This is a genomic window from Prauserella alba (assembly GCF_024171735.1).
GTDB lineage: Bacteria > Actinomycetota > Actinomycetes > Mycobacteriales > Pseudonocardiaceae > Prauserella > Prauserella alba.
The window spans coordinates 915588-940534 of record NZ_JAMTCH010000005.1 but is presented as its reverse complement, the minus strand read 5'-3'; the positions used below and the strand labels follow the sequence as shown (position 1 = coordinate 940534).

Sequence of the window (24947 nt, the reverse complement as noted above, 5' to 3'; positions counted from 1 at the left end):
ATGCGAGGAATGGTCCTATCCGGTATTAGACCCAGTTTCCCGGGCTTATCCCAGAGTACAAGGCAGATTACCCACGTGTTACTCACCCGTTCGCCACTCATCCACCCACCGAAGCAGGCTTCAGCGTACGACTTGCATGTGTTAAGCACGCCGCCAGCGTTCGTCCTGAGCCAGGATCAAACTCTCCAACAATGCATTGAAAAATTCAAACCAAGCAAAAAACACACAACCACAACCAACACAACATCAGCCATGGCCCTGCGCTAGCTCAAAGAAACCCCAAAACGAGGTCACAAAAACAACAAAACAAAGCTCACAAACACACTGTTGAGTTCTCAAACAACACGCAGTTGATTTTATATCAGGGCCGCGTCGAGCCCCACTTGAATCTACCAGATCCGAGTTCGGGGCAGAGCGCCACCCTGGGGATCTCTCCCCTGCCTGGTAACCCGGGGCTTCCAAACTTCGGCCTTTCGGCTTTCCGTCTGCCCGGTCTCCCTGGCGACAAGAAGAACATTACACGGCTCGATTACCCCCTGAAACAGGGGGGTCCCCTTTTTGCGAAATCGCAGGTCAGGAGTCGATCAAGGCTCAGACGGTCCCGTACTGACGGTCACCGGCGTCGCCGAGGCCCGGCACGATGAACCCGGATTCGTTCAACCGCTCGTCCACCGACGCCGTCACGACCCGGACGGGAAGACCGGCCTCGTCGAGGTGCTCCAGACCTTCGGGAGCGGCGAGCGCGCACACGGCCGTCACGTCCGTCGCCCCACGGCCGGTGAGCATGCGGATCGTGTGCTCCATCGATCCGCCCGTGGCGAGCATCGGGTCGAGGACGAACACGGGCCTGCCCGCGAGGGACTCCGGGAGCGACTCCATGTAAGGCGTCGGCAGCAGCGTCTCCTCGTCACGCGCAAGGCCGACGAACCCCATCTGCGCGTCCGGAATCAGCTTGTGGGCCTGATCGGCCATCCCCAGCCCGGCCCGTAGCACCGGCACGAGCAGCGGCGGCGACTCCAGCCGGTACCCGTCCGTCAGGGCGACGGGCGTGTGGATGCGGTCCGTGACGAGGGGCGCCTCGCGCGTCGCCTCGTAGACGAGCATCACCGTCAGCTCGTGGAGGGCGGCGCGGAAGGCGGCGCTGTCGGTACGGGCGTCGCGCATGGTGGACAGGCGCGCGCGGGCCAGCGGGTGTTCGACGACCTGGACGTCCATGGGCGTCAGGGTAACGACGAGCGTCGTCGCCGCCCGGCGGAAGTGCGGAAAACGACCGGGCGTGCCACTAAGGTGACGGAGCATGACCGACGAGTCCGGACCCGTCGAGCCCCACCGCATCGAGCCGGCGCAGCTGCGCGCCTCGGACGCGGACCGGGAACGGGTCGCACAGCAGTTGCACACGGCCATGGGCGACGGCCGGATCACGATGGACGAGCTCGAGCAGCGGCTCGGCGTCGTGTACGCGGCGAAGACGCTGGGTGAGCTCGAGCCGGTACTGGTCGACATCCCCGGATCCGTCTCGCCCGCCGGCTCGTCCCCGCGACCGCCGGCACCGACCTCGCCGCACCCGCCGGAGAGCCGGATCGGCGGTACGCCCGGGTCCGCGACGTCGATCGCGATCATGTCCGGTACCGACCGCAAGGGCAGCTGGGTGGTGCCCCGGCAGCACAACAGCTTCGCGTTCTGGGGCGGTGTCGAGATCGACCTGCGCGAGGCGCGGTTCGCCGAACGCGAGGTGACGATCACGGCGGTCGCCATCATGGCCGGGATCGACGTGATCGTGCCGGACGACGTCCACGTGCGGGTGACCGGTGTGGGCGTGATGGGTGCGTTCGAGGAGGTCGAGAAGAAGGACCCCCGGCCCGCCGGCGAGGTGCCCGAGGGCGCACCTGTGGTGACCGTGAACGGACTGGCCTTCTGGGCGGGCGTCGAGGTGCGCAGGATGCCGCGGAAGAAGAAGGTGGAGGGCGGCGGCGACAAGCGGCTCGAGTAGCCGTGCCCGGCCCCGGCCCGAACGCCCCGGCGGCATCACCGACTCGGCCCCGGCGCCGCCCGCGGGAAGCTACGCTCGCGGGCATGGCAACAGCTAGTTCGCCGGCAGCGTTCGCCGACGCCACTCGCGACGAGACGAGCCTGTCCCGGTTTCTGCAGGGTTTGCCCGGAGTCGATCAGGTCGGCGTGGAGGCGAGGGCCGCGAGCCTCGGCACCCGCAGCATCAAGAAGACCGCGAAGCTCTGGGCGATCGACACCGCGATCTCGATGGTCGACCTGACCACGCTCGAGGGCGCCGACACCCGGGGCAAGGTGCGTTCGCTGGCGGCGAAGGCGCGCAGGCCCGATCCGGACCGGCCGGACACTCCCCCGGTCGCGGCCGTGTGCGTCTACCCGGACATGGCGGCCACCGCCGTGGAGGCCCTGGCGGGCACGGGCATCGGTGTCGCGAGCGTGGCGACGGCTTTCCCCTCCGGACGGTCGAGCCGCGAGGTGAAGCTGGCCGACGTGGCGCTGGCCGTGGATGCGGGCGCCACCGAGGTGGACATGGTGATCGACCGCGGCGCGTTCCTCGAAGGCCGGTACGGCGACGTGTTCGACGAGATCCGCGCGGTGAAGCAGGCCTGCGGAGACGCGCACCTGAAGGTGATCCTCGAGACCGGCGAACTGGCGACGTACGACAACGTGCGGCGGGCCTCCTGGCTCGGCCTGTTGGCCGGTGGCGACTTCATCAAGACGTCGACGGGCAAGGTCTCCCCCGCGGCGACCCTGCCGGTGACGCACGTGATGCTGCAGGCCGTCCGCGACTGGTACGACGCGACCGGCGAGCTGCGCGGGGTCAAACCCGCGGGCGGCATCCGGTCCACAAAGGACGCACTCAGGTACCTCGTGGCCGTCCACGAGGTGGCCGGCGAGGAATGGCTGACGCCGGAGCTGTTCCGGTTCGGCGCGTCCAGCCTGCTCAGCGACCTGGTGCTGCAACGGCGCACCCAGCACGACGGCCACTACAGTGGCCCCGACTACGTGGCGGTGGATTGATCCGATGAGCGTGTGGGAATACGCGCCCGCGCCCGAATCGCGCGACCTGGCGAATCTGCAACCGAACTACCGGCCGTTCATCGACGGCGAGTTCGTCGACGGCGGCGGCGATCCGCTCAAGTCGGTCAACCCGGCGACCGAGGAGATCCTGGCCGAGGTGGGCACGGCGGCCGAGCCCGATGTGGACACGGCGGTGCGGGCGGCACGCCGGGCGTTCGAGCAGGTCTGGGGGCCGATGCCGGGTGCCGAGCGCGCCAAGTACCTGTTCCGCATCGCACGGCTGCTTCAGGAACGGGCGCGCGAACTGGCCGTGCTGGAGACCCTGGACAACGGCAAGCCGATCAAGGAGTCGCGCGACTCCGACGTCCCGACGGCCGCGGCCCACTTCTTCTACCACGCGGGCTGGGCGGACAAGCTCGACTACGCGGGCTACGGTCCCGACCCGCAGCCGCTCGGTGTCGCGGGGCAGATCATCCCGTGGAACTTCCCGCTGCTGATGCTGGCGTGGAAGATCGCGCCCGCACTCGCCACCGGAAACACGGTGGTGCTCAAACCCGCCGAGACCACGCCCCTGAGCGCGTTGGTGTTCGCGGAGATCTGCCAGCAGGCGGGGCTGCCCGCCGGCGTGGTGAACATCGTGCCGGGCGCGGGTGACGTCGGTTCGCTGCTGGTGCGCCACCCCGGCATCGACAAGATCGCGTTCACCGGGTCGACCGCGGTCGGCAAGGAGATCCAGCACGCGGTGGCGGGCACGCCCAAGCGGCTAACCCTGGAGCTCGGCGGCAAGGCGGCCAACGTCGTGTTCGACGACGCCCCGCTCGACCAGGCTGTCGAAGGGATCGTGAACGGCATCTTCTTCAACCAGGGGCACGTCTGCTGTGCGGGCTCGCGCCTGCTGGTGCAGGAGTCGGTGGCGGAGGAACTGCTGGGCAAGCTGCGGGCGCGGGTGTCGACGTTGCGGCTCGGCGATCCGCTGGACAAGAACACCGACATCGGCGCGATCAACTCCGCCGAGCAGCTGGCCAGGATCCGCGAGCTGACCGCGTCCGGTGAGGACGAGGGCGCGCAGCGCTGGACGAGCCCGTGCGAGCTGCCCGAACGCGGCTTCTTCTTCGCCCCGACCGTGCTGTCGGGCGTCGAACAGTCGATGAGGGTCGCACGGGAGGAGATCTTCGGGCCGGTGCTGTCGGTGCTGACGTTCCGTACCCCGGACGAGGCCGTGGCGAAGGCCAACAACACGCCGTACGGCCTGTCGGCGGGCCTGTGGACCGAGAAGGGCTCGCGCATCCTGTGGCTGGCCGACCGGATGCGCGCCGGCGTGGTCTGGGCCAACACGTTCAACCGCTTCGACCCCGCCGCTCCGTTCGGCGGCTATCAGGAGTCGGGTTTCGGCCGCGAGGGCGGCCGCACCGGACTGGAGGCGTACCTGCATGTCTGACCGGGTGAGTGTCGCGAAGACGTACAAGCTCTACATCGACGGGAAGTTCCCTCGCTCCGAATCCGGGCGGACGTACCCGGTGACCGACTCCGTGGGAGGGTTCCTGGCCAACGCCTCGCACGCCTCGCGCAAGGACGTGCGCGACGCGGTGTCGGCCGCGCGGAAGGCGTTCGGCGGCTGGTCGGGCGCGACCGCCTACAACCGCGGTCAGGTGCTCTACCGCGTCGCCGAGATGCTGGAGGGCAGGCGGGAGCAGTTCGCCGCCGAGGTGTCGGCGTGCGAAGGCGTGCCCACCGCGGAAGCCATGTCCACTGTAGACACGGCCGTGGACAGGTGGGTGTGGTACGCCGGGTGGACCGACAAGATCGCCAGCGTGCTGGGCGCGGCGAACCCCGTGGCGGGGCCGTACTTCTCGTTCACGGTTCCGGAGCCGACCGGGATCGCCGCGGTACTGGCGCCGCAGTCGTCGTCGCTGCTCGGTCTGGTCAGCGTGCTCGCACCCGTGGTGGCGACGGGCTGCACCGCGGTCGTGGTGAGCAGCGCCGACCGGCCGCTGCCCGCGATCACGTTGTCCGAGGTGCTCGCGACGTCCGACGTCCCCGGCGGAGTGGTGAACGTGCTGACGGGACGTGCCGACGAGCTCGGCCCGTGGCTCGCCTCGCACGCCGACGTCAACGCGGTCGACCCGACCGGCGCGAGCCCCGGGGCGCGCGTCGACGTCGCGCAGCAGGCGTCGGGCACCGTCAAGCGGGTGCTGACCGTTCCCGGCGACGAACCCGACTGGACCCGGCGTCCCGACATCTCCCGCCTCCGGCACTACCTCGAGGCCAAGACCGTCTGGCATCCGAAGGGCACGTGAGGCGCGGCTACGGCGCGGCGACGGTGACGTGCCGTTCGGTGCCCGGGTTCTCGAGCTCGTCGAGGGCGGCGACGGCGAGGTCCTCGGCACTGATGCGCGACGCGCCGTTCCGTCCGATCAGGAGCGCGGAGGTGCCCCGCGTGTACGTGCCGGTGCGGTCGCCGGGTTCGAGAACGGCGGGCGGGCTGAGGTACGTCCACGTCGCCGCCGGGTGATCCAGGCAGGCGTGCAGCTGCGCAGTGCTCGCCTCGGCGAGCCGCCGCCACGCTGCCGGCACGTGCGCCGGATCGTCGGCGACGAGCCGGGCCGGGTCATCCGGGGAACGCAGCGGTCCCGCACCGCCGATGACCAGCAGCGGCGCGCCCACATCCGCGACCACGTCGAGAACGCGCGTCGTGGCGGGGCCGAGCAGGTCCTCCCGGCCCGCGGCCGCACGGATGGTGAGGACGACGGCGTCGGCCCGGGCGACGGCCGTCCCGAGGTTCCGGCCGGTGTCGACGTCGACCGCCGTCGTCGACACCCCACGTCGGTCGGACGTCCCGGGCCTGCGGGACGCCGCGGTGACGCGATGTCCGCGGTCCCGCGCTTCGGCGGTCAGGCGGGTGCCGACCATTCCGGTCGCACCGATGATCGTCAGGTTCATGGGTTTCCTCGCAGACGGACACCGGCGGGCGACGCGGTGTCTTCGGGTGGCGTGTCTTCGGGTGGCGTGTCTTCGGGAGCCGGTGTTGCCGCGCGTGGCGGCGCGGAGCCGGTGGCCTGGCCCGCGACCATCGCCGTGAGCGCCAGCGCGAAGCCGCCGAGTTGCGCGACGTTGAGCACCTCGCCCAGCACCAGCACTCCGAGCACGGCCGCCACCAGCGGTGACAACAGGCCGAGCAGCGCGGTTGCGGTCACGGGCAATCTGCGCAGGCCGTTGAACCAGACGGTGTAGGCCAGTAACCCGCCGACGATGCCGAGCCACGCGTACCCGGCCACACCCGCCGCGTCGACACGGCCGGGTACGCCCTCGATCACCAAGGTCGGGACCAGCAGCACACAGCCACCGGCGGCCAGCTGCCACCCCGCGAAGGCCGGCGCACCCACGCCCTCGGGACGGCCCCACCGTTTCGTCAACGTGACACCGAGCGCCATCGCCACGGCACCGCCGAGTCCCGCCCCGACTCCGACCGGGTCCAGCGCGGCCTCGGGGCCGAGCACGACGAGCGCGACGCCGAACGCCCCGACGACGCCCCAGCCCAGCCGCGGGCCCGACAGTCGTTCGCCCAGCACGCCGAGCGCGAGAAACGCCACGATGATCGGCTGGGTCGCACCCAGGGTGGCGGCGACCCCGCCGGGCAATCGTTCGGCCGCGAGGAACAACAGCGGGAAGAACGCACCGATGTTCAGGGTGCCGAGCACCGCGGCCTTCCACACCCATTCCCCGCGCGGGATCGTGCGGGTGAGCAGCACCGCCGCCAGCCCCGCGGGCAGCGCCCGCGCGAGCGCCGCGAACAGCGGGTGGCCCGGCGGCAGGAGTTGCGTCGTCACGACATAGGTCGTGCCCCACACGACAGGGGCCAGTGCCGTCAGGGCGGTGAGCGCCACGCGGCCGCGTGGTGCGGTCGACGGGATTCCGGTCATCACCCGTCCAGCCTCGAGGCCGCTCTTCGATGAGTCCAACACATCGTTTTCATCACAGCGATCGTCTGGGACCATGAATCGATGGAACTGCAGCAGCTGCGGTACGTCCTCGCCGTGGCCGACACGATGAGCTTCACCCGCGCCGCGCAGCGATGTTTCGTCGTCCAGTCGTCACTGAGTCACCAGGTCAAGGCACTGGAAAGCGAGCTGGGCGTGCGCCTGTTCGCGCGCACCAGCCGCCGAGTGGAGCTGACCGGGGCCGGTACCGCGTTCCTGCCCGCCGCGCGTGCCGCCGTGGCTGCGGCCGAGCGTGCCGCCCAGGACGCAGCAGCCGCCGAGGGGGACATCCGCGGCCACCTGACGGTCGGCATCATCCCGACGCTGACCGCCGTCGATCTGCCCGGCGCCTTGCGGCGGTTCTGCGGCAGGCACCCGCATGTGGCCGTGACCTCGCGCACGGGCAACAGCGACGACCTCGCCGCGGCCGTCCGTGCGGGCGAGATCGACGTCGCGTTCCTCGGCCTGCCCGACACGGCCGAACCTCGGGGCGGTCGCCATCGACGGCTCGCGCGGGAACGGCTCGTCGCCGTCGTTCCCCATGACCACCGGCTCGCGGGCCGCCGTCGCCTCCACCTCATGGACCTCGCCGACGAGGCGTTCGCCGATTTCCCCACCGGGAGCGCAGGCCGGGCGCAGAGCGACAACGCCTTCGCCGCGGCGGACCTCACCCGCAGGGTCGCGTTCGAGGCGACGGACGCTGCTCTCATCCTCGATCTCGTCGGCAACGGGCTCGCCGTCGCGCTCCTGCCCACCGGGGTCGTCCCCGAACGCCCCGACCTGTCGACCGTGCCGGTCGTCGACGGCCCGAGGCGCACCGAGTATCTGATGTGGAGCGACTTCAACCCCACTCCCGCAGCCACGGCGTTCCTCGCCGAACTGGAGGTGCAGACCTGACGCGACCGCCGCGGCGGCCGGCTACGTCGCGCCGAGGAGCCTCGCGGCGGCGGCTCGTGCCTGCGCGGCCGGTGCCGGGTCGCCGCTGATTCCGGCCGTGACGATGGCGCCCTCCGCCAGGAGCAGCACCGGCTCGGTCACCGGTTCGCCGGTTGCCCCGACCCACTCCGCGACCTGGTCGTGGAACGCCTGCTTGTGCGCGCGCACCTCGGCCAGCACCGCCGGGGACTGCGACCCGAGTTCGCCGTGGGCGTTGATCCAGGCACATCCCCGGAATCCGGGTTCGGCGAACCATTCGGCGAGCCAATCGAACATCGTGAGCACACGTTCCCGCGGCTCGGCCACCTGCTCGACGTGCGCGCTCAGGCTGGCTCGCCAGCGCTGATCACGACGCCGGAGGACCGCCACCACCAGGTCCTCCTTGGTCGCGAAGAACCGGTAGATGCGTTTCAGCGGCAGCCCTGAGGCCGCCCGGACCTCGTCCATCCCGACCGACCGGATCCCCCGTTCGTAGAAGAGAGCTTCCGCGGCGTCGAGCAACGTCTCCCGGTCCGCGAGGTTGCGCTCCTCGGTGATGGGGGCGGGCATCAACGGCTCCTTGACGTCGAGAACGGTCGTTCCCTACTGTAGACCACACGGTAGAGAATGACCGTTCTCAACCTCAGGAGGTTTCGCCGTGCCCTCGGACCGCCCGCCGTACCCACCGTTCACATGGGACACCGCCCTGCAGAAGGTTCAAGCGGCGGAAGACGCCTGGAACACCTGTGACCCCGAACGGGTCGCCTCGGCGTACACCCCCGACTCGACATGGCGGAACCGCGACAGCTTCGTCCACGGCCGCGAGGAGATCGTCGCGTTCCTGACGCGGAAATGGGAGCGCGAACTCGACTACGCCCTGCGCAAGAGCCTGTGGACATGCCAAGGAAACCGCATCGCCGTCCGCTTCCAGTACGAATGCCGCGATGCCGACCGGCAATGGTGGCGCAGCTACGGCAACGAACTCTGGGAGTTCGACTCCCACGGGCTCATGTCCCGTCGCGAGGCCAGCATCAACGACATTCCCATCACCGAAGCCGACCGGCGGATCCACGGACCCCGGCCCACCGACGAGCACGGCCTCGACATCCCACTGCGAGGCTGATCCCCGGCACGTTCGAGTACGGCGAGTTCACGTACGGCGAGGCCGGGCCTGCAACATCGGCACAGCAACCCCGGTCACAGCGACATCGAGCCCTCCGACATCGGGTGCCGCACCACCGCGTGGGCACAACACGGACCCCGGAAAACACAACACGACCCCCGGGAAACGCAACAAGGCCCCGTGAGGGCGCAACACGGTCCCCGGAAAGCGCAACACGCGGGTCTCGACGCAGGACACGCGGCGGGGAACGCCTCAGCCGGAGAGCGTGCCCACGTCGGTGATGCGGAGCACCGGGGCGCCCACCTCGTCGGAGGCGTCGAGGTCGACCTCGGCGCTGATGCCCCAGTCGCGGTCACCCTCCGGGTCGTCGAAGATCTGCCGGACCTTCCAGACCCCCGGCTGCTGGTCGATGATCAGCATCGCGGGCCCCCGCGCGTCCGGGCCGGTGCGGATCTCGTCGTACTCCTCGAAGTACTCGTCCAATGCGTCGGCCCAGTCGTCGGCGTCCCAGTCGTCGTCCAGCTCGCCGAGCGCGTCGTGGGCCTCGCGCGCGGCGAGTTCGACCCTGCGGAACATCTCGTTGCGCACCAGCACGCGGAACGCCCGCTCGTTGCGGGTGACCGGCGGCGGCCCCTCGGGCAGCGCCTGTTCGGGGTGGCCCGCGGCGATCTCCTCGTCCGGGTGCCGCAGCGCCTCCCACTCGTCCAGCAGGCTCGAGTCGACCTGGCGCACGAGTTCGCCGAGCCATTCGATCAGGTCGCTCAGCGGTTCGGTCTTCGCATCGTCGGGGACGGTGCGGCGCAGCGTGTCGTAGGCGTCGGCGAGGTACCGCAGCAGGACGCCTTCGGAGCGGGCGAGGTTGTAGTGCCCGATGTACTCGACGAAGTTCATCGCGCGCTCGTACATGTCGCGCACGACCGACTTGGGCGACAGTTCGTAGTCGGCGACCCACGGATGTCCCTGCCGGTACGTCGCGTACGCCGCGTCGAGGAGTTCCTGCAGAGGCTTCGGGTAGTCGATCTCCTCCAGCAGATCCATGCGCTCGTCGTACTCGATCCCCTGGGCCTTCATCTCGGCGACGGCCTCGCCGCGCGCCTTGAACCGCTGCTGCGACAGGATCTGCTTCGGATCGTCCACCGTGGACTCGATGATGGACACCACGTCGAGCGCGTAGCTGGGCGATTCCTCGTCGAGCAGTTCGATGGCGGCCAGCGCGAGCGGCGACAACGGCTGGTTGAGCGCGAAGTCGAACTGCAGGTCCACGGTCAGCCGCACGCGGCGGCCATCGGCGTCGGGAGTGTCGAGTCGTTCGACGACGCCGGCGGCCAGCAGCGCCCGGAAGATCGCGACGGCCCGCAGGATGTGCTTGCGCTGGGACGCCCTGTCCTCGTGGTTGTCTTCCAGCAGGTGCCGCATGTGGGTCATCGCGTCGCCGGGCCGTGAGATGACGTTGAGCAGCATCGAGTGCGTCACCGTGAAACTCGACGTCAGCGGTTCCGGTTCGGCGGCGATCAGCTTCTCGAACGTCGTCTCCGTCCAGTTGACGAAGCCCTCCGGCGCCTTCTTGCGCGTGATCTTGCGCTTCTTCTTGGCGTCATCGCCCGCCTTCTCGAGCGCCTTGGCGTTCTCGATGACGTGGTCGGGGGCCTGGGCGACGACGTAGCCGTCGGTGTCGTAACCCGCGCGGCCCGCGCGGCCCGCGATCTGGTGGAACTCGCGTGCCTTCAGGTGCCGCTGGCGGGTGCCGTCGAACTTGGTCAGCGCCGACAGCACCACGGTGCGGATGGGCACGTTGATGCCGACGCCGAGCGTGTCCGTCCCGCAGATCAGCTTCAGCAGACCCGCCTGCGCGAGCTGCTCGACCAGGCGCCTGTACTTCGGCAGCATCCCCGCGTGGTGCACGCCGATACCCGCTCGCACGAGCCGGGACAGGGTCTTGCCGAACCCGGCCGAGAACCGGAAGTCGCCGATGGTCTCGGCGATGGCGTCCTTCTCCGCGCGGGTCGTGACGTTGATGCTCACCAGTGCCTGCGCACTCTCGACCGCGGCGGCCTGCGAGAAGTGCACGATGTAGATCGGCGCCTGGCCTCCCGAGAGCAGTTCGGTGACCGTCTCGTGCATCGGCGTCATCGCGTAGCGGAACGTCAGCGGCACGGGCCGTTCGGCGGAGGTGACCACGGCGGTCGACCGGCCGGTGCGCCGCGTCAGGTCCTTCTCGAAGAACGAGACGTCGCCCAGCGTGGCCGACATGAGCACGAACTGTGCCTGCGGCAGTTCGACCAGCGGCACCTGCCAGGCCCAGCCGCGGTCGGGCTCGGCGTAGAAGTGGAACTCGTCGGCGACGACCTGGCCCACGTCGGCGTCGGCGCCGTCACGCAGCGCGATGTTGGCGAGGATCTCCGCGGTGCAGCAGACGATCGGCGCGTCCGGGTTCACCGAGGAGTCTCCGGTCACCATGCCGACGTTGTCCGCACCGAAGGTTTCGACGAGCGAGAAGAACTTCTCGGACACCAGCGCCTTGATCGGCGCCGTGTAGTAGCTCCGCCTGCCGTCGGCGAGCGCGGCGAAGTGCGAGCCCACGGCGACCAGGCTCTTACCCGACCCGGTCGGCGTCGAGAGGATGACGTTCGACCCCGAGACCGCCTCGATCAGGGCCTCCTCCTGCGCCGGATACAGCTCGATGCCGCGCTCGTGGGTCCAGTCGGTGAAGGCTTCGAACAGCGTGTCCGGGTCGGAGTCGCCGGGTAGGCGGTCGGCAAGGGAGTCAGTCATCGTGACCTAGATGGTGTCATCGCGACTTTCGGCCGGTGAGGGGTGATCGCGGGAACCGGGTGGAACCCGTACGCTGCGAGGCGCGCCCCGGCGGAGTGAATCCCCTGCCGAGCTGGGCGCATCAGTGTGTGGCGGAGGAAGTAATGGCACAGGACATCATCCCGATCGAACTCGGGCTGCCGCAGGGCGACCTGGTCACCCTGTGGGCCCCGCGCTGGCGGGAGGACGGCGAGGAGTGGGAAGCCTTCCTCGGCGATGAGGAGGACCTGTACGCCTTCCCCGACGCCGCGCACCTCGCCGCGTACGTGCGCACGGCCGAGCAGCACGACCTGATCGACCATCCGGCGTGGCACACCGTGCCCGCGCTGAACGCGCCCGAGCTGATCCCGGACGACGACCACTCGTACGACCTGGTCGGTGTCCCGGAGATGGTGGCGGAGACGCCCGATTCGTGGACGCTGTCCGAACTGGCGGAGATCGTGGGCATCGTGCGCTCGCTCGCCGACGTGTGCGAGCTCGACGAGGTGCACGAGGTCCTCGACAGCTGCGAGGGCTTCTCGCTTCTCGACCAGGGCACGCTTCCGTTCAGTGGCCGCGAGGGCGGCAAGTTGTGGACCGACCTGTCGGAGACGGTGTCCGAGAAGTGGGACACGATCCTCGACGCGGTCGACGACCTGGTGACCGTGCCGGAGGTCGACGCCGCGACGCTCGAGACCACGGCCGAGGAACTCGCCGCGTTCCACGAGGAGTCCGCCGAGTCCGGGGCGGGAGTGGACACCGAGGGCGAGGAGATCGACCCGGTGAGCGGCTCCGACTCCGCCTCTGCCTCCGACGAGGACGAGGACGAGGAACTCGGCTTCTGGGGCGAGGTGGGCATCGACCCGATCAAGATCGTCACTTCCGGTGGCGACTACTACACGCTGCGCTGCTACCTCGACGACGATCCGGTCTTCCTCGGCTCGAACGGCACGATCGAGGTCTTCACCTCGCCGAAGGCGCTGGCCCGCAAGCTGGCCGAGCCGGGCGATCTCGCCGACAGCGAACTGTCCGACGTGTCCACGTGGGACGAGGTGCTGACGGCGGCGACGGGCGGCGAGCTGGAGGTCGAGGTCGAGGCGGCCAACACCTACGTCCTGGCCTCGCTGGACTCCGACCTCGGCGAGGGGCCCGACGCGGTCGACCCCAACCAGCTCGAACTGGCCGTCGAACTGCTGACCGACGCCGCCGACTGGTCGGGCGACGACAGCGTCGGCGAGGCGCTCGCGACGTCGGAACGGCTCGGCTGGCTCGTGTCGTACGTCCTCAAGCCCGACCCCACCCGGCTCGCGCCGAGCGGCCCGTTCGACGACGAGCAGAAGACCTGGCGACGCCTCGTCGACGACTTCGAGGACCGCCTCCACGTCAACTGACCCCGCCTGCGTTCACCACCGTTCGCTGGCCACCGGGTTCGAGTGCCCCCAGGGGCACTTTGGTTGCACTCAACGCAACCAAGGTGCCCCTGGGGGCTTCTCCCGCACGTGACGCCGACGCGGGCGCAGTGTTCACCAGCGTTCGCTGCGCACCGGGGTGAGCCAGACGGCCAGCACGGGGAAGATCGCCGCGACGCAGAACGCCAGCGCGTAGCGGGTGTCGCCGATCACGAGACCCAGGAGCGGCGGGGTCAGCACGGCGGCGAGGTTCTGCGTCGTGTTCTGGACCCCCATCGCACGGCCCGCCCAGCTGAGCCCGGCGAGTTCGGCCGACGCGGTGAAGCCGAGTCCGTTGTCGCTCACGGTGATGACGGCCGCCAGGATCAGCGCGCCGACCGCCAGCCACGACCACGTCGCGTCGCCGCCCGCCAGTAGCAGCATCACCAGCGCGCTCGCCACCGCGAGTGTCCGCATCGGACGGAGCCTGCTGCGCACGCGGTCCGACCAGTACCCGGCCGCGAGCCTGCCCAGTGCGCCGAGGCCCTGCAGCACCGCGAGGAACGCTCCCGCGGCGAGCGCGCTCCAGTCGTGCATCGTCACGAGGTAGACGGGCGCGAACGCCGACACCGCGAACTGCGGGACCACCAGCAGCGCGCTGGAGCCGTGCACGCGCCACAGCGTCGCGCCGCGATACGGCGACCGGTCGCGATGCGGGCGATCGCCGTCGCCGTCGGGTTCCGGCCGCGGCGGGTCGACCACGAACCACGCCACGAGCACCGCGACGGCCAGTGCCAGCACGGCGGGCAGCAGCATCGCACCGCGGTACCCGGCGTGTTCGGCCAGCAGCGGCAGCGCCAGGGCCGCGACGCCGACGCCGAGCGGCTGCGCGGTCTGCCGGATGCCCATGGCGACGCCGCGTTCGGCGGCCGAGAACCACCCCATGACGACCCGGCCGCTGGCGGCGTTGACCGACGCCGTGCACGCGCCCGCGGCAACGAGCAGCGCGAACAGCGCGGACAGCGACGGGCCGGTGAGGCCCGCGACGAGCAGCAGCAGACCGGAGGCGCCGAGCCCGAGGGCCATGACGAGGCGTTCGCCGTAGCGGTCGGCGGCCGCTCCCCACAGGATCAGCGTGAGCAGCAGTCCGATGCTGGGCGCGACGACCACCGTGCCCGCCTGGCTGAGCGTCAGGTTCTCCGCCCGCTGCATCGCCGGGACGAGGAACGGGATGCCGAACAGGAACGCGCAGCTCGCGGTCTGGGCGCTCAGGCCGAGCGCGAGGATCCGCCACCGGAACCAGCCGGATCCACGTCCCCCGAGGCCACCACCCGCGGACTCGACGGCGACGTCGCGGCTCCGCACGGCGGCGTGACCGCCACCGTCACCATCGCCGTCACTGTGGCCGTCACTGTGGCCGTCGCCGCGACCGTCGCCGTCGCCGTCGCCCCGAGGTCCTGTCCGCGTCATCGGCTCCCACCATTCAAGACGACGATCCTGAATGATGGACTTTAGTTCGCGTGGCTAACTGTCACAAGCGAGCGCGTGGGCCTCCCGGAGATCGCGGCCCGAGTAGGCGCGGGTGGCGAGGTCGCCGACGTGGTGATCGGCGTTGACGGCCACCGAGACCGGCACGGCGCCGAACAGCGCGACGTCGGACGACGAATCGCCGTAGGCCACGCAGTCGGCGCGGGTGACTCCGAAGGCCGCGCACAGCTCGTCGGCGATGCGCACCTTCGAGTCGGGGGTGTGGATGAGCGCCGGGTCGACGGGTTCGGCGAACGGCACCGCGGGCCACGGCGAGCCGTGCGCGGCGTGCGCACCCCACGGCACCAGCCGTTCGACGAAGAAGCTCGGCGAGATCGAGATGACGGCGCAGTGCTCGCCGCGCGCACGGATGTCGGCCCACGTCTCACGGATGCCGTCGAGCCACGGCGCGCCGTCGAACGCGGCGGCGACGTGCGCCTCGGTCAGCTCGCCCCACAGGGCCTGCGCACGCCGTGCGAACTCACCAGTGCTCAGCAGCCCGTCGGCGAAGGCCCGTTCCAGTTCGACGATCTCGCTCTCGACGCCGATCTGCTTCGACAGCTCGATCGCCGCGGCCGAGTCGTGAATGAGGGTGCCGTCCATGTCGAACAAGTGCAGTCGCGTCATCGCGACGCACTGTAGCCGCCGGAGCCGCGGCGACCCGAACGAGTTTCCGCCGACCGTGAGGAGTCCGTCGTCCCACCCGGGAGACGGCGCGGCGGCGCGCTCCGGGGCCGGTGCCCGCGCGGCCGGCCGCATCCCTGGCGGCCGCCCGCGATGCGGACATCCGGGCCCCTGCCGCGCGGATCAGGCCATCAGCCCGGCGTATCCCGGCTTGATGACGTTGTTGATCACGTCGAGCCGCTGGTCGAAATCCAGGAACGCGGATTTCATCGCGTTGATCGTGAACCACTGGAGATCGGCCCAGTCGTAGCCGAACGCGTCGACGAGTGCAGCGAACTCCGAGGACATCGAGCAGCCGCTCATCAACCGGTTGTCGGTGTTGACCGTCACCCGGAAACGCAGCTTCGCGAGCAGCCCGAACGGATGCTCGGCGATCGACGGCGCAGCCCCCGTCTGAACGTTGGACGAGGGACACAGCTCCAGCGGAATACGGGTGTCACGCACGAACGAGGCGAGCCTGCCCAATTGCACTTCACCGTCCGCGGAAATCTTCAGATCGTCGGCGATCCGAACGCCGTGACCGAGCCTTTCCGCGCCGCAATGCTGAATCGCCTCCCAAATGGAGGCGAGCCCGAAAGCCTCGCCCGCGTGAATGGTGAAATGACCGTTGTTGGAACGCATGTACTCGAATGCGTCGAGGTTCCGCGTCGGCGGATATCCGGCCTCCGGACCGGCGATGTCGAAACCGGCGACGCCGGTGTCACGGTGCCGGACGGTCAGCTCGGCGATCTCGGACGCACGGGCGTGCTGGCGCATCGCGCACAGCAGCTGCCGGGCGCGGATGCCGCGGCCCTTGGCGCGCGCCTTGCGCTCACCCTCCGTGACACCGTCCGTGACGGCCTTGACCACCGCATCGAGTGACAGTCCGCGTTCGACGAACAGCTCGGGGGCATAGCGCAGCTCCGCGTAGACCACGCCGTCGTCCGCCAGGTCCTCCACCGCCTCGGCGGCGACCCTGGCCAGCGCGTCCTCGGTCTGCATGACGCCGCAGGTGTGGGCGAACGTCTCCAGATACTTCTCCAGCGAACCGGAGTCCGCGGCGTCGGCGAACCATTGGCCGAGCTCGTCGACGTCGGTGGTCGGCAGCCCGTCGTAACCGGTGCTGTCCGCCAGCTCGACGACCGTGCGGGGACGCAATCCGCCGTCGAGGTGATCATGCAGCAGAACCTTGGGGGCCTGCCGTAGTTGTTCCCTACTCGGGGCACTTGTGGTGTCCATGTACTGACACTACTCGCCCGCGGCCGGCCACGCCCTGCTCCACGCCGACGAGACCGGCCGAAACTCCGGGCACCTCCGCGCCCCGGCGGACGCCTGCCGGTGCGCCACCCGCGGACCGGCCGCGCCGACGGCCGCGGGCGCCCACCCACCTCGCCGCCGGCAGGCCACGTCACCGCGTTTCCCACGTCACCACGTCACCGCATCCCCGCACGGCCGGACCACCAACGCTCGACGTGAACCCGAGGCATCGAGAAGGCCCGCACCGCGAATATCGGACATCACGGACACGACTCCGGTGAGTCGAACGAGTCGTGTCAACGTTCGCGCAATATGTTGACCGGTTCGTTATTCCTGCCGTTGCACCCGGCGTATGCCGCCATAAGCCACGACCACCGGCACAATTTCCCGGGGGCGCTGGCCGCCCCATTTCGGGGATGGATAGGCTGCCGATCACGTCCCATCCTTTCCCCGCCGATGAAGGACTCGCAGTGACGACTGACAACCAACTCGCAGCTCCGTCTTTCGACCGGATGCGCAACATGCTCGTGCGCGCGGCCGAGGTCCGAGAGAGCGAACAGCAGCAGATCTTCGACGCGCTGGACGACATCTACGCCCGGCTCGCCCCGATCGACTCCCTCGGCGCGGTGCGCAAGCGGCTGGGCGAGCTGCCCGACCGCACCGAGGTCGGTGTCCTCGCGGAGCGCCTCGACGAGGCGATGACCCGCATGGAGGCGCAGGACAACGCGATCGCCGAGCTGGGCAAGAACATCGAGGCGGTCGTCGACAAACTCGCGAAGCCGTTCGCGCAGCTGGACGGCAGGCTCGACAGCATGGCCGCCAAGTTCGAGGCGGTCGCGGGCCGGATGGACGGGCTCGAGGACAAGCTCGAGAACATCCACCGGCGCATCGACGAGCTCGGCGGGCACCTCGACAAGCAGGACGACAAGCTCGAGGCCATGCCGACGACGGTCGGCAACCCGGTGCGCGAGCGGATCGAGACCATGGAGACCGGTCTCAAGGAGCGCGTGGAGCGGCTCGACACCGACGCCAAGGAGCGGCTGAGCACCTCCACGGACGCCGTGAAGACGTCGGTGACCGAAGCGGCGGAGACGATCGACCCGACCGCGCGGCTCGAGAAGGTCACCGACAAGCTCGAGCAGGTCACGAGCAAGCTCGACGACCTGGGCACGCGGGTCGACAAGGTCGAGGACGACCTCACCGGGCGACTGGGCGACCTGGACGGGTCGGTGCGGTCCGGTTTCGCGGGTGTCGAGGGCACGCTGTCGAAGCAGCCCGAGGCCGACGACGTCGAAGCCGTGGTGCAGAAGAACAGCGAGGAGTCCGTGCGGCGCATCGGCGGCCAGCTGGACGAGGCGATGGCCACGTTCGCCGAGCTGATGCTGGGCGGCGGTGGCGGTCCGGCGCAGCAGACGGTGGCGGTGCAGCCGCCCGCGCCGCGGCAGCCGCGCCGCCGCAACGGCGGAAACCGGCAGAAGGCGGACGCCAAGGCCAAGAACAACGGCTCGGCCGACGCCGACGCCGAGGAGTGAGCCGCAACGCCACAGCGTGAGAAGCCCCGGGACACCTGCTCAGGTGCCCGGGGCTTTTCGCGGTCCGGACGGTCGCCCACGCCACTACGAGTGACGCGGTCAGCGAGGGTGCGGTCGTGGGGGTCGTCACGAAGGGCACGGTCGTGAGTGACGTGGCCGGTCGCGAGGGGAGGATTCGTGGCCCCCGCCCGTCAGCCCGACCACCGCCCCTCACGGGCACGCTGGCGCGTGACTGTGCTCGATGCCACCAAGATGCCCTTGGGGCACGAACGCTTCGTTACGAGCGGACCGTGTCGAGGACGGTGGTGGTAGGCGACGAGGTGTGTTCGGGAACGGTGTCCGACACCTCGATGCCGCCCTCCAGAGCTGCCAGGGCGGCGGGCACCGCGTCGGGGGTGTCAGTGTGCAGTTCGAGCAACGGGCTGCCCGCCTCGACCCGCTCGCCCGGCTTGGCCAGACAACGCACGCCTGCCGCGGCCTGCACCGGGTCGTCCCTGCGCGCCCGGCCCGCGCCGAGCCGCCAGGCGGCCACGCCCACGGCGCGAGCGTCCAATGTCGTCAGTACGCCGGTCTCCGGTGCTTCGACGACGTGGACGTGCTCGGGTTTCGGCAGGGGTGCGTCCGGGTCGCCGCCCTGGGCGCTGATCATGCGGCACCACGTCTCGTAGGCCTCACCCGATGCGAGCAACGGGCCGGGGTCGACGTCGCCGTGCCCGGCGAGCGCCAGCATCTCGCGTGCCAGCGCGAGCGTCAGGGCCACGACGTCGTCGGGACCGCCGCCGCGGAGCACGTCGACCGCCTCGGCGACCTCGACGGCGTTGCCGACGGCGGCGCCGAGCGGGGTCGACATGTCGGTCAGCAATGCCCGGGTGGGCAGTCCGTGTGCGGTGCCGATGTCGACGAGTGTCTTCGCGAGTACCCGTGCCTCGTCGAGCGAGCCCATGAAGGCCCCCGAGCCGACCTTCACGTCGAGCACCAGTCCGCCCGCGCCCTCTGCGATCTTCTTGCTCATGATCGAGCTGGCGATGAGCGGCACCGATTCGACGGTGGCCGTGACGTCCCGTAGCGCGTAGAGCTTCCGGTCCGCGGGGGCGAGCGTGTCGGTCGCGGCGCACACGACCGCGCCGACGTCCTCCAGTTGGGTGCCGATCGCGTGCGCCGACAACTGCGCCCGCCAGCCGGGGATCGATTCGAGCTTGTCGAGCGTGCCGCCGGTGTGTCCCAGTCCCCGGCCGGACAGCTGCGGCACGGCGGCGCCGCACGTGGCCACCAGCGGCGCCAGCGGCAGTGTGATCTTGTCGCCGACGCCGCCGGTGGAGTGTTTGTCGACCGTCGGGCGAGACACGTGCAGGGCGAGCCGCTCCCCCGAGTCGATCATCGCTCCGGTCCATCGCGCCGTCTCGCCGGTGTCCATGCCGCGCAGGTACACGGCCATCGCCAGCGCGGCCATCTGCTCCTCGGAGACGACGCCGCGCGTGTAGGCGTCGATGACCCAGTCGATCTGCTCCGGGGTCAGGCTCCGGCCGTCGCGTTTGGCCCGGATGACGTCGACTGCCGCGAACGGTTCGTACATGACGACAACCCTATGTCCGAACCGGCCCGCTCGGCGCGGTTACGCGTCGAGTCGCGGAGCTCGTCCTTCGCGCACGCCCTCGGCCCGCGGCTGCACCCTCGCGGCCGGTCGCACGTCTTGCATCGGAGGTGTCCCGGCGCAATACTTAGCCGCGTGGCACAGTATTCGGCACAGCTGGACGGCGTCCTCGTCGCGCTCGCCGACCCCACCCGGCGTGAAGTCGTGCGGCGCCTCGGGCACGGGCCGACGAGCGTCGGCGACCTCGCGAGCGAGTTCCCGATGACGCTCCCCTCGTTCATGAAGCACGTGCGAACCCTCGAGTCGAACGGCCTCATCCGCACGGTCAAACGCGGCCGAGTCCGCACCTGCGTGCTCAGTAGAGAACGGCTCTCCCTGCTCGACGACTGGCTCGCCGAACAACGCGCCGTCTGGGAGCACCGCACCGACCGACTCGAACAGTTCGTCACCGGCCAGGAGGACACCCATGAACCCTGATCTCGACCTCGACCTGCAGCGGGTCATCCGCGCTCCCCGCGCGACCGTGTGGAACGCCTGGACCGATCCGGCACGGCTCGCACAGTGGTGGCTCCCGGCACCGGCACAGTGCCGTGTGGACCACCTCGACGTCCGGCCAGGAGGAGCATTCGTCACGCGCATGAGCGAGGACGGCGACACCTTCGTCCCGCACCTCGACGCGTGCTTCCTGCTCGTCGAGGACATGGAGCGGATCGTGTTCACCAACGCGGTCGACAGCACGTGGCGTCCGGCGACTCCCGAACCGGTGACGATGACCGCCGTGATCACCTTCGGCGAGCACACCGGCGGCACTGACTACCGGATCGTCGTCCGCCACGGCGATCCGGAATCCCGTGCGCTGCACCGGAAACTGGGCTTCGCGGAAGGTTGGGGCACGGTCGCCGCTCAGCTGGCCGCGTTCGCGGAGAACGAGGCCGCACGATGAGGCTCGCTCTCACGGAGTTCGTCACGCTCGACGGCGTCAGCCAGGGACCGGGTTCGCCCGACGAGGACACCGCCGGCGGCTTCACCCGTGGCGGCTGGCTCGTGCCCTTCCTCGACGAGACCTTCGTCCGGCGCACCTCCGAGTGGCTCGACCTCGCCGACGGCCTGCTGCTCGGCCGGCGCACCTACGAGGCGTTCGCGCGCGACTGGCCGCAGATCACCGATCCGGACGATCCGTTCACCGAACGGATGAACACGCTCCCGAAGTACGTCGTGACCGACACCCTCACGACCGGAACCTGGCATCCCACCACCGTGCTCGCCGGAGATCCCGTACAGGCCGTGTCGGAGCTCAAGTCCCGGCCGGGGCGGGAACTCCAGATCCACGGCAGTGCCCGCCTCGGCGACACGCTGTTGTCGGCGGGCCTGGTCGACGTGCTTCGCCTCGCGGTGGCGCCCACCGTTCTCCGGACGGGCAGGCGCTTCCTGTCCGGCCACGGCGTGCCGTGCGGTCTCCGCCTCGTCCGGCAGGAGGCGACGCCGAAGGGTCTGCTACTGCTCGAGTACGAACCGACGGATCAGGTGCCCCAGGGCAACTACGAGGGCGTCGCCGAGTTCGTCGGCGACTGAGCCACCGCTGCGCCGAGTACACGACAACGCCGGGTGCACGACAACCCGGTGTCCGAACCGGACCGCTCGGCGTGCCTACGCGTCGAGGACGCAGAACTCGTTGCCGGACGGATCGGCCAGCACCAGCCAGGGAAGGCCGTCGCCGCCGAGCAGGCTCGCCCCCATGCCGACGAGACGGTCGGTGACGTCGACCTCCCCCACGTCGCGGCGCACGTCGAGATGGAGGCCGTTCTTACCCTGTTTCGGCTCGGGCTCGGGGCACAGTTCGAGCAGCGGCCCCACCCCGGACGGGTGCCGCAACGCCGGCATGTCCCCGCTGCCCGGACACGGCACCCAGCCCGTGATCGCGGCCCAGAACTCGGCGTCGCGTTCGGGGTCCGCGCTGTCCAACGGCAACGCCGCGATCGGGCCCGTGCCCGTGTAGCTCGCGCGGTCGTCCATCACGCAGAACGCGTTGCCCTCCGGGTCGGCGAGCACCACCCAGGGCACATCGCCCTGACCGACGTCGGCGCGGACGGCGCCCAGCCCGAGCAGCTTGTCGGCAACGGCCTGCTGCCGCGGCCCGCCCACCAGATCCGGGTGGAGCCGGGGTGGCGACGACGACTTCTCCGGCACCCGCGGGAAACACAGGTCGAGGAAGACGTCGTCGGCCAGCTGCAGCCGCGCCTCGAACAGATCCGGCTGATCCGTCAGCGGCTCGGCGTCGAGGGCCTCGGCCCAGAACGAACCGAGCCGCCGTGGGTCGAGGGCGTCCCACACGATGTTCTCCAGGCGCATGTGCGCTGCCTCCGGGTCGCTGGGCGGGTGTCAGGCGGGCAGGTCGGTGGGTCCGAACGCGTCCGGCAGCACGGCCGACATGGGCAGCACGCCGCTCGGGGTGTCGAGAAGGCACTCCGGGCCGCCGAGTTCGTACAGGATCTGCCGGCACCGGCCGCAGGGCATCAGCAGCTCGCCCGAGCCACCGCGGCAGGCCACCGCGGTCAGCCGCCCACCGCCGGACAGGCGCAGCTGGCCGGCCATGGCGCACTCGGCGCACAGGCCGACGCCGTAGGAGGCGTTCTCGACGTTGCACCCGGTCACCACGCGCCCGTCGGTCACCAGTCCCGCCGCACCGACGTGCAGTCCCGAGTACGGGGCGTACGCCAGCGCGGCCGCTGCCACCGCTTCGGCGCGCAGCGACTCCCAGTCCGGAGCGGTCACGAGTCCTCCCCTCGCCGGTACGGCTGGCCGATCGCCTTGGGCACCCGCAACCGTTGTGCCGCGACGGCCAGCACGATGATCGTCACGATGTGCGGCGTGTAGGGGATCAGGTCGCTCGGCAGCTCGTCGTTCGTCCAGTAGACCCAGTACAGCACCGCCGCACCGGCGACACCGCCCGCCGCGGCCCACCAGTGACGCCGGATCAGCTGCAGCACCACGATGATCGCCAGCAGCAACACCGCGCCGTAGCACAGCGCCAGCACCGCCGCGCCGCCACCGGACAGTTGCAGACCGTCGGCGTAGCCGAACAGCGCGGCACCACCGAGCAGACCGCTCGGCCGGTAGTTACCGAAGATCATCGCGGCGAGACCGATGTAGCCGCGGCCGTTGACCTGGTTCTCCAGGTAGTCCGCGCCGCCTTCGAGCAGCACCAGCGACGCACCGCCCATGCCGGCGAACCCGCCGGACGCGGCGACGGCGATGTACTTGTGCAGGTAGACGTTCACCCCGAGCGACTCGGCGGCCACGGGGCTCTCGCCGCACGAGCGCAGCCGCAGCCCGAACCGCGTGCGCCACAGGATGAAGTAACTCGCGGGCACGAGCAGCAGCGCGATCATCGCCAACGGCGACACCTGCGTGACGAGCCCGCGCAGCAGACCGGCCACATCGGACAGCACGACGCGTTGTTCGTCCTCGAGCGCGCCGAGCCAGTCCGACAGGAACGTCGCCGAGTACGTGTCGAACTTCTCCACCGACGGCGATTCGCGCGGGTTGCCGGAGAGCGGCTCGAACACGAGGTTCGCCAGGTACTTCGCGACGCCGAGTCCGAGCAGGTTGATCGCCACACCGGACACGATGTGGTTGACGTTGAACGTCACGACCGCCACCGCGTGCAGCAACCCGCCCAGCAGTCCGAACAGGAGCCCCGCGGCCAGTCCGATCCAGACACCGCCGTAATAGGCGCCCCAGGCCGAACCCCACGTGCCGAGGATCATCATGCCTTCGAGGCCGATGTTCATCACGCCAGCGCGCTCGGCCCACAGCCCGCCGAGCGCGGCCAGCAGGATCGGCAACCCCAGCCGCAACGCCGTCTGCGAGGTGTTGCTCGACGTCAGGATCGGCATGTCCGTCAAGTACGACGCCGTCGACAGCACGCCGATCGCCACGACCGCCCACAACGCGCCACGGGCCCAGCCGGGCAGCTTGCGCTGCGACGTCGGCGCCGTCGGGTCCGGCTTCTCCATCACCGTGCTCACACCGCACCGCCTTCCGCGACGCCCGCCGGCTGACCGTTGCGTCCCGCGCGGCCGACCCGGCGCTGCTCGGCGGCCAGGTCGGCACGGCGGACGATCTCGTACGCCACCACGACGGACAGGACGATCGTGCCCTGCATGATCGTGGCGATCTCACTGGGAATGCCGATCGATTCGAGCGAGACCGCCGACCGGTCCAGGAACGCCCACAGCAGCGCGCCGAACGCGATACCCGCCGGGTGGTTCCTGCCGAGCAGTGCGACCGCCAGGCCCGTGAAGCCGTAGCCCTGCGTCGCCGTCATGGCGTAGACGTAGTCGCGGCCGAGCAGCTCCGGCATCGCGACCAGGCCCGCAACCGCGCCCGACAGCAGCATCGCGGCCAGCGTCATCTTCTTCGCGCTCACCCCGCCTGCGGCCGCGGCCGTCTTCGACTCACCGCTCGCCTTGAGTTCGAACCCGAACCGCGTGCGGGTGAGCATGAACCAGTAGCCGTAACCCAGCGCGCCCGCGATGACGATGAAGCCGAACAGCGTGCCGGCCTCCCCGAGCGGAATGCCAGGGATCCGGCCCGAGGGTGCGATCTCCGCGGTGGAGAGGTTGTTGCCGTGCAGCACGCCGAACTGTTCCGGATTGATCAGGAAGGCGACGATGCCGAACACGATCGAGTTCAGCATGATCGTCGTGATGACCTCGCTGACCCCGCGGTAGACCTTCAACAGCGCGGGCAGCAGGGCATACAGCGCACCGGAGAACATCGCGACCAGCAGGATCGCGATCACGTGCAACACCGGCGGCAGTTCCATCCAGGCGCCCACGATCGCCGCGACCACCGCGGCGAACCGGTACTGGCCCTCGACGCCGATGTTGAACACGTTCATCTGGAAACCGATCGCCGCGGCCAGACCCGCCAGGTAGTAGACGATCGCGAGGTTGACCGTCGAGACGGCCGTGTTGCCGTGGAACAGCTGCGCGCCCATCGTCGCGAACGCCTCGAGCGGGTTCGCACCGGAGATCAGCAGCGCCACCGACGACAGCAGCATCGCGAAGATGATCGCGAGCGCAGGCGGCAGCAAAGCGGTACGCCAGTTGATCACGCGGCCTCCTCCCCTGTCCTGCGGGACACCCGCACCCG

24 protein-coding genes and 1 rRNA gene are annotated in these 24947 nt (G+C 70.0%); 11 read left to right on the top strand and 14 right to left on the bottom strand.

What is annotated here, in order from left to right; translation table 11 throughout:
- Both LY12_RS20000 and upp read right to left on the bottom strand, forming a co-directional pair.
- Positions 1–192, bottom strand: a 16S ribosomal RNA gene (locus LY12_RS20000); the annotation flags it as partial.
- 399 nt (positions 193–591) lie between these two features.
- Positions 592–1215 (bottom strand): uracil phosphoribosyltransferase, encoded by a 624-nt coding sequence (gene upp, locus LY12_RS19995; protein ID WP_253858847.1) that lies wholly within the window; start codon positions 1213–1215, stop codon positions 592–594.
- 82 nt (positions 1216–1297) lie between these two features.
- On the opposite strand from upp, the gene LY12_RS19990 reads away from it, so the two are divergent.
- From LY12_RS19990 to LY12_RS19975, 4 genes are all read left to right on the top strand, one after another.
- On the top strand, positions 1298–1990 hold the full coding sequence (locus tag LY12_RS19990) for a DUF1707 SHOCT-like domain-containing protein (protein ID WP_253858846.1): 693 nt from the start codon (positions 1298–1300) through the stop codon (positions 1988–1990).
- An 83-nt stretch (positions 1991–2073) separates the two neighbouring features.
- Positions 2074–3027 carry a deoxyribose-phosphate aldolase gene (gene deoC / locus LY12_RS19985; protein WP_253858845.1) on the top strand — a complete coding sequence of 318 codons (954 nt, stop codon included), beginning with the start codon at positions 2074–2076 and terminating at the stop codon, positions 3025–3027.
- 4 nt (positions 3028–3031) lie between these two features.
- On the top strand, positions 3032–4465 hold the full coding sequence (locus LY12_RS19980; RefSeq protein WP_253858844.1) for an aldehyde dehydrogenase family protein: 1434 nt from the start codon (positions 3032–3034) through the stop codon (positions 4463–4465).
- A complete protein-coding gene (locus LY12_RS19975; protein ID WP_253858843.1) occupies positions 4458–5324 on the top strand; it encodes an aldehyde dehydrogenase family protein in 867 nt (288 codons plus the stop codon). Before LY12_RS19980 ends, LY12_RS19975 begins: the two co-directional genes overlap by 8 nt.
- Before the next feature lie 7 nt (positions 5325–5331).
- Here the strand turns inward: LY12_RS19975 and LY12_RS19970 are convergent, their stop codons facing one another.
- Both LY12_RS19970 and LY12_RS19965 read right to left on the bottom strand, forming a co-directional pair.
- Positions 5332–5967: an NAD(P)-dependent oxidoreductase gene (locus tag LY12_RS19970; protein ID WP_253858842.1), complete on the bottom strand. Its 636-nt coding sequence runs from the start codon at positions 5965–5967 to the stop codon at positions 5332–5334.
- Positions 5964–6947 carry an EamA family transporter gene (locus LY12_RS19965; RefSeq protein ID WP_253858933.1) on the bottom strand — a complete coding sequence of 328 codons (984 nt, stop codon included), beginning with the start codon at positions 6945–6947 and terminating at the stop codon, positions 5964–5966. Before LY12_RS19965 ends, LY12_RS19970 begins: the two co-directional genes overlap by 4 nt.
- Positions 6948–7028: 81 nt before the next feature.
- Between LY12_RS19965 and LY12_RS19960 the strand changes: the two genes are divergently transcribed.
- Positions 7029–7901, top strand: a complete 873-nt coding sequence (locus tag LY12_RS19960) for a LysR family transcriptional regulator (protein WP_253858841.1) — start codon at positions 7029–7031, stop codon at positions 7899–7901.
- A 21-nt stretch (positions 7902–7922) separates the two neighbouring features.
- On the opposite strand, the gene LY12_RS19955 is transcribed toward LY12_RS19960, so the two are convergent.
- The gene (locus tag LY12_RS19955) at positions 7923–8489 is read right to left on the bottom strand and encodes a TetR/AcrR family transcriptional regulator (protein WP_253858840.1); all 567 of its coding nucleotides are present in this window, start codon (positions 8487–8489) and stop codon (positions 7923–7925) included.
- An 88-nt stretch (positions 8490–8577) separates the two neighbouring features.
- On the opposite strand from LY12_RS19955, the gene LY12_RS19950 reads away from it, so the two are divergent.
- Entirely contained in the window at positions 8578–9042 is a 465-nt protein-coding gene (locus LY12_RS19950) for a nuclear transport factor 2 family protein (protein ID WP_253858839.1), read from the top strand.
- Between the two features lie 252 nt (positions 9043–9294).
- Here LY12_RS19950 and LY12_RS19945 read toward each other — a convergent pair whose 3' ends face one another.
- Complete coding sequence (locus LY12_RS19945; protein ID WP_253858838.1) at positions 9295–11814, bottom strand: DEAD/DEAH box helicase; 2520 nt, start codon at positions 11812–11814, stop codon at positions 9295–9297.
- A gap of 143 nt (positions 11815–11957) precedes the next feature.
- Here LY12_RS19945 and LY12_RS19940 point away from each other — a divergent pair, with 143 nt between their 5' ends.
- The gene (locus LY12_RS19940; RefSeq protein WP_253858837.1) at positions 11958–13223 is read left to right on the top strand and encodes a SatS C-terminal domain-containing protein; all 1266 of its coding nucleotides are present in this window, start codon (positions 11958–11960) and stop codon (positions 13221–13223) included.
- 132 nt (positions 13224–13355) lie between these two features.
- On the opposite strand, the gene LY12_RS19935 is transcribed toward LY12_RS19940, so the two are convergent.
- The 3 genes from LY12_RS19935 to LY12_RS19925 form a co-directional block, all read right to left on the bottom strand.
- Entirely contained in the window at positions 13356–14690 is a 1335-nt protein-coding gene (locus LY12_RS19935) for an MFS transporter (RefSeq protein ID WP_253858836.1), read from the bottom strand.
- Between the two features lie 54 nt (positions 14691–14744).
- The gene (locus LY12_RS19930; protein ID WP_253858835.1) at positions 14745–15374 is read right to left on the bottom strand and encodes an HAD family hydrolase; all 630 of its coding nucleotides are present in this window, start codon (positions 15372–15374) and stop codon (positions 14745–14747) included.
- 180 nt (positions 15375–15554) lie between these two features.
- Positions 15555–16649, bottom strand: a complete 1095-nt coding sequence (locus LY12_RS19925; protein WP_253858834.1) for an adenosine deaminase — start codon at positions 16647–16649, stop codon at positions 15555–15557.
- Positions 16650–17137: 488 nt separating this feature from the next.
- On the opposite strand from LY12_RS19925, the gene LY12_RS19920 reads away from it, so the two are divergent.
- Entirely contained in the window at positions 17138–18199 is a 1062-nt protein-coding gene (locus LY12_RS19920; protein ID WP_253858833.1) for a PA containing protein, read from the top strand.
- A gap of 277 nt (positions 18200–18476) precedes the next feature.
- On the opposite strand, the gene LY12_RS19915 is transcribed toward LY12_RS19920, so the two are convergent.
- Positions 18477–19772: a thymidine phosphorylase gene (locus tag LY12_RS19915; RefSeq protein WP_253858832.1), complete on the bottom strand. Its 1296-nt coding sequence runs from the start codon at positions 19770–19772 to the stop codon at positions 18477–18479.
- Between the two features lie 153 nt (positions 19773–19925).
- On the opposite strand from LY12_RS19915, the gene LY12_RS19910 reads away from it, so the two are divergent.
- The 3 genes from LY12_RS19910 to LY12_RS19900 are packed head-to-tail and all read left to right on the top strand — an operon-like array spanning position 19926 to position 21362.
- Positions 19926–20267, top strand: a complete 342-nt coding sequence (locus LY12_RS19910; protein WP_253858831.1) for an ArsR/SmtB family transcription factor — start codon at positions 19926–19928, stop codon at positions 20265–20267.
- Positions 20257–20733 (top strand): SRPBCC domain-containing protein, encoded by a 477-nt coding sequence (locus LY12_RS19905; protein ID WP_253858830.1) that lies wholly within the window; start codon positions 20257–20259, stop codon positions 20731–20733. The genes LY12_RS19910 and LY12_RS19905 overlap by 11 nt, the downstream gene beginning before the upstream one ends.
- Entirely contained in the window at positions 20730–21362 is a 633-nt protein-coding gene (locus LY12_RS19900) for a dihydrofolate reductase family protein (protein ID WP_253858829.1), read from the top strand. The genes LY12_RS19905 and LY12_RS19900 overlap by 4 nt, the downstream gene beginning before the upstream one ends.
- Positions 21363–21437: 75 nt before the next feature.
- On the opposite strand, the gene LY12_RS19895 is transcribed toward LY12_RS19900, so the two are convergent.
- The 4 genes from LY12_RS19895 to LY12_RS19880 are packed head-to-tail and all read right to left on the bottom strand — an operon-like array spanning position 21438 to position 24909.
- Complete coding sequence (locus tag LY12_RS19895; RefSeq protein ID WP_253858828.1) at positions 21438–22139, bottom strand: VOC family protein; 702 nt, start codon at positions 22137–22139, stop codon at positions 21438–21440.
- A 30-nt stretch (positions 22140–22169) separates the two neighbouring features.
- Positions 22170–22562 (bottom strand): cytidine deaminase, encoded by a 393-nt coding sequence (locus LY12_RS19890; protein WP_253858827.1) that lies wholly within the window; start codon positions 22560–22562, stop codon positions 22170–22172.
- Entirely contained in the window at positions 22559–23818 is a 1260-nt protein-coding gene (locus LY12_RS19885; protein ID WP_372493568.1) for an ABC transporter permease, read from the bottom strand. The genes LY12_RS19890 and LY12_RS19885 overlap by 4 nt, the downstream gene beginning before the upstream one ends.
- Entirely contained in the window at positions 23815–24909 is a 1095-nt protein-coding gene (locus LY12_RS19880) for an ABC transporter permease (protein WP_253858826.1), read from the bottom strand. Before LY12_RS19880 ends, LY12_RS19885 begins: the two co-directional genes overlap by 4 nt.
- Between the last annotated feature and the right edge of the window lie 38 nt (positions 24910–24947).

Bases quoted from the DNA above. Each gene is read 5' to 3' on its own strand.
- LY12_RS19955 (WP_253858840.1), bottom strand. From the start codon at position 8,489: ATGCCCGCCCCCATCACCGAGGAGCGCAACCTCGCGGACCGGGAGACG.
- LY12_RS19970 (WP_253858842.1), bottom strand. From the start codon at position 5,967: ATGAACCTGACGATCATCGGTGCGACCGGAATGGTCGGCACCCGCCTG.
- LY12_RS19980 (WP_253858844.1), top strand. From the start codon at position 3,032: ATGAGCGTGTGGGAATACGCGCCCGCGCCCGAATCGCGCGACCTGGCG.
- LY12_RS19900 (WP_253858829.1), top strand. From the start codon at position 20,730: ATGAGGCTCGCTCTCACGGAGTTCGTCACGCTCGACGGCGTCAGCCAG.
- LY12_RS19930 (WP_253858835.1), bottom strand. From the start codon at position 15,374: ATGACGCGACTGCACTTGTTCGACATGGACGGCACCCTCATTCACGAC.
- LY12_RS19975 (WP_253858843.1), top strand. From the start codon at position 4,458: ATGTCTGACCGGGTGAGTGTCGCGAAGACGTACAAGCTCTACATCGAC.
- upp (WP_253858847.1), bottom strand. From the start codon at position 1,215: ATGGACGTCCAGGTCGTCGAACACCCGCTGGCCCGCGCGCGCCTGTCC.
- LY12_RS19940 (WP_253858837.1), top strand. From the start codon at position 11,958: ATGGCACAGGACATCATCCCGATCGAACTCGGGCTGCCGCAGGGCGAC.
- LY12_RS19925 (WP_253858834.1), bottom strand. From the start codon at position 16,649: ATGGACACCACAAGTGCCCCGAGTAGGGAACAACTACGGCAGGCCCCC.
- LY12_RS19935 (WP_253858836.1), bottom strand. From the start codon at position 14,690: ATGACGCGGACAGGACCTCGGGGCGACGGCGACGGCGACGGTCGCGGC.
- LY12_RS19960 (WP_253858841.1), top strand. From the start codon at position 7,029: ATGGAACTGCAGCAGCTGCGGTACGTCCTCGCCGTGGCCGACACGATG.
- LY12_RS19945 (WP_253858838.1), bottom strand. From the start codon at position 11,814: ATGACTGACTCCCTTGCCGACCGCCTACCCGGCGACTCCGACCCGGAC.
- LY12_RS19915 (WP_253858832.1), bottom strand. From the start codon at position 19,772: ATGTACGAACCGTTCGCGGCAGTCGACGTCATCCGGGCCAAACGCGAC.
- LY12_RS19895 (WP_253858828.1), bottom strand. From the start codon at position 22,139: ATGCGCCTGGAGAACATCGTGTGGGACGCCCTCGACCCACGGCGGCTC.
- deoC (WP_253858845.1), top strand. From the start codon at position 2,074: ATGGCAACAGCTAGTTCGCCGGCAGCGTTCGCCGACGCCACTCGCGAC.
- LY12_RS19905 (WP_253858830.1), top strand. From the start codon at position 20,257: ATGAACCCTGATCTCGACCTCGACCTGCAGCGGGTCATCCGCGCTCCC.
- LY12_RS19990 (WP_253858846.1), top strand. From the start codon at position 1,298: ATGACCGACGAGTCCGGACCCGTCGAGCCCCACCGCATCGAGCCGGCG.
- LY12_RS19965 (WP_253858933.1), bottom strand. From the start codon at position 6,947: ATGACCGGAATCCCGTCGACCGCACCACGCGGCCGCGTGGCGCTCACC.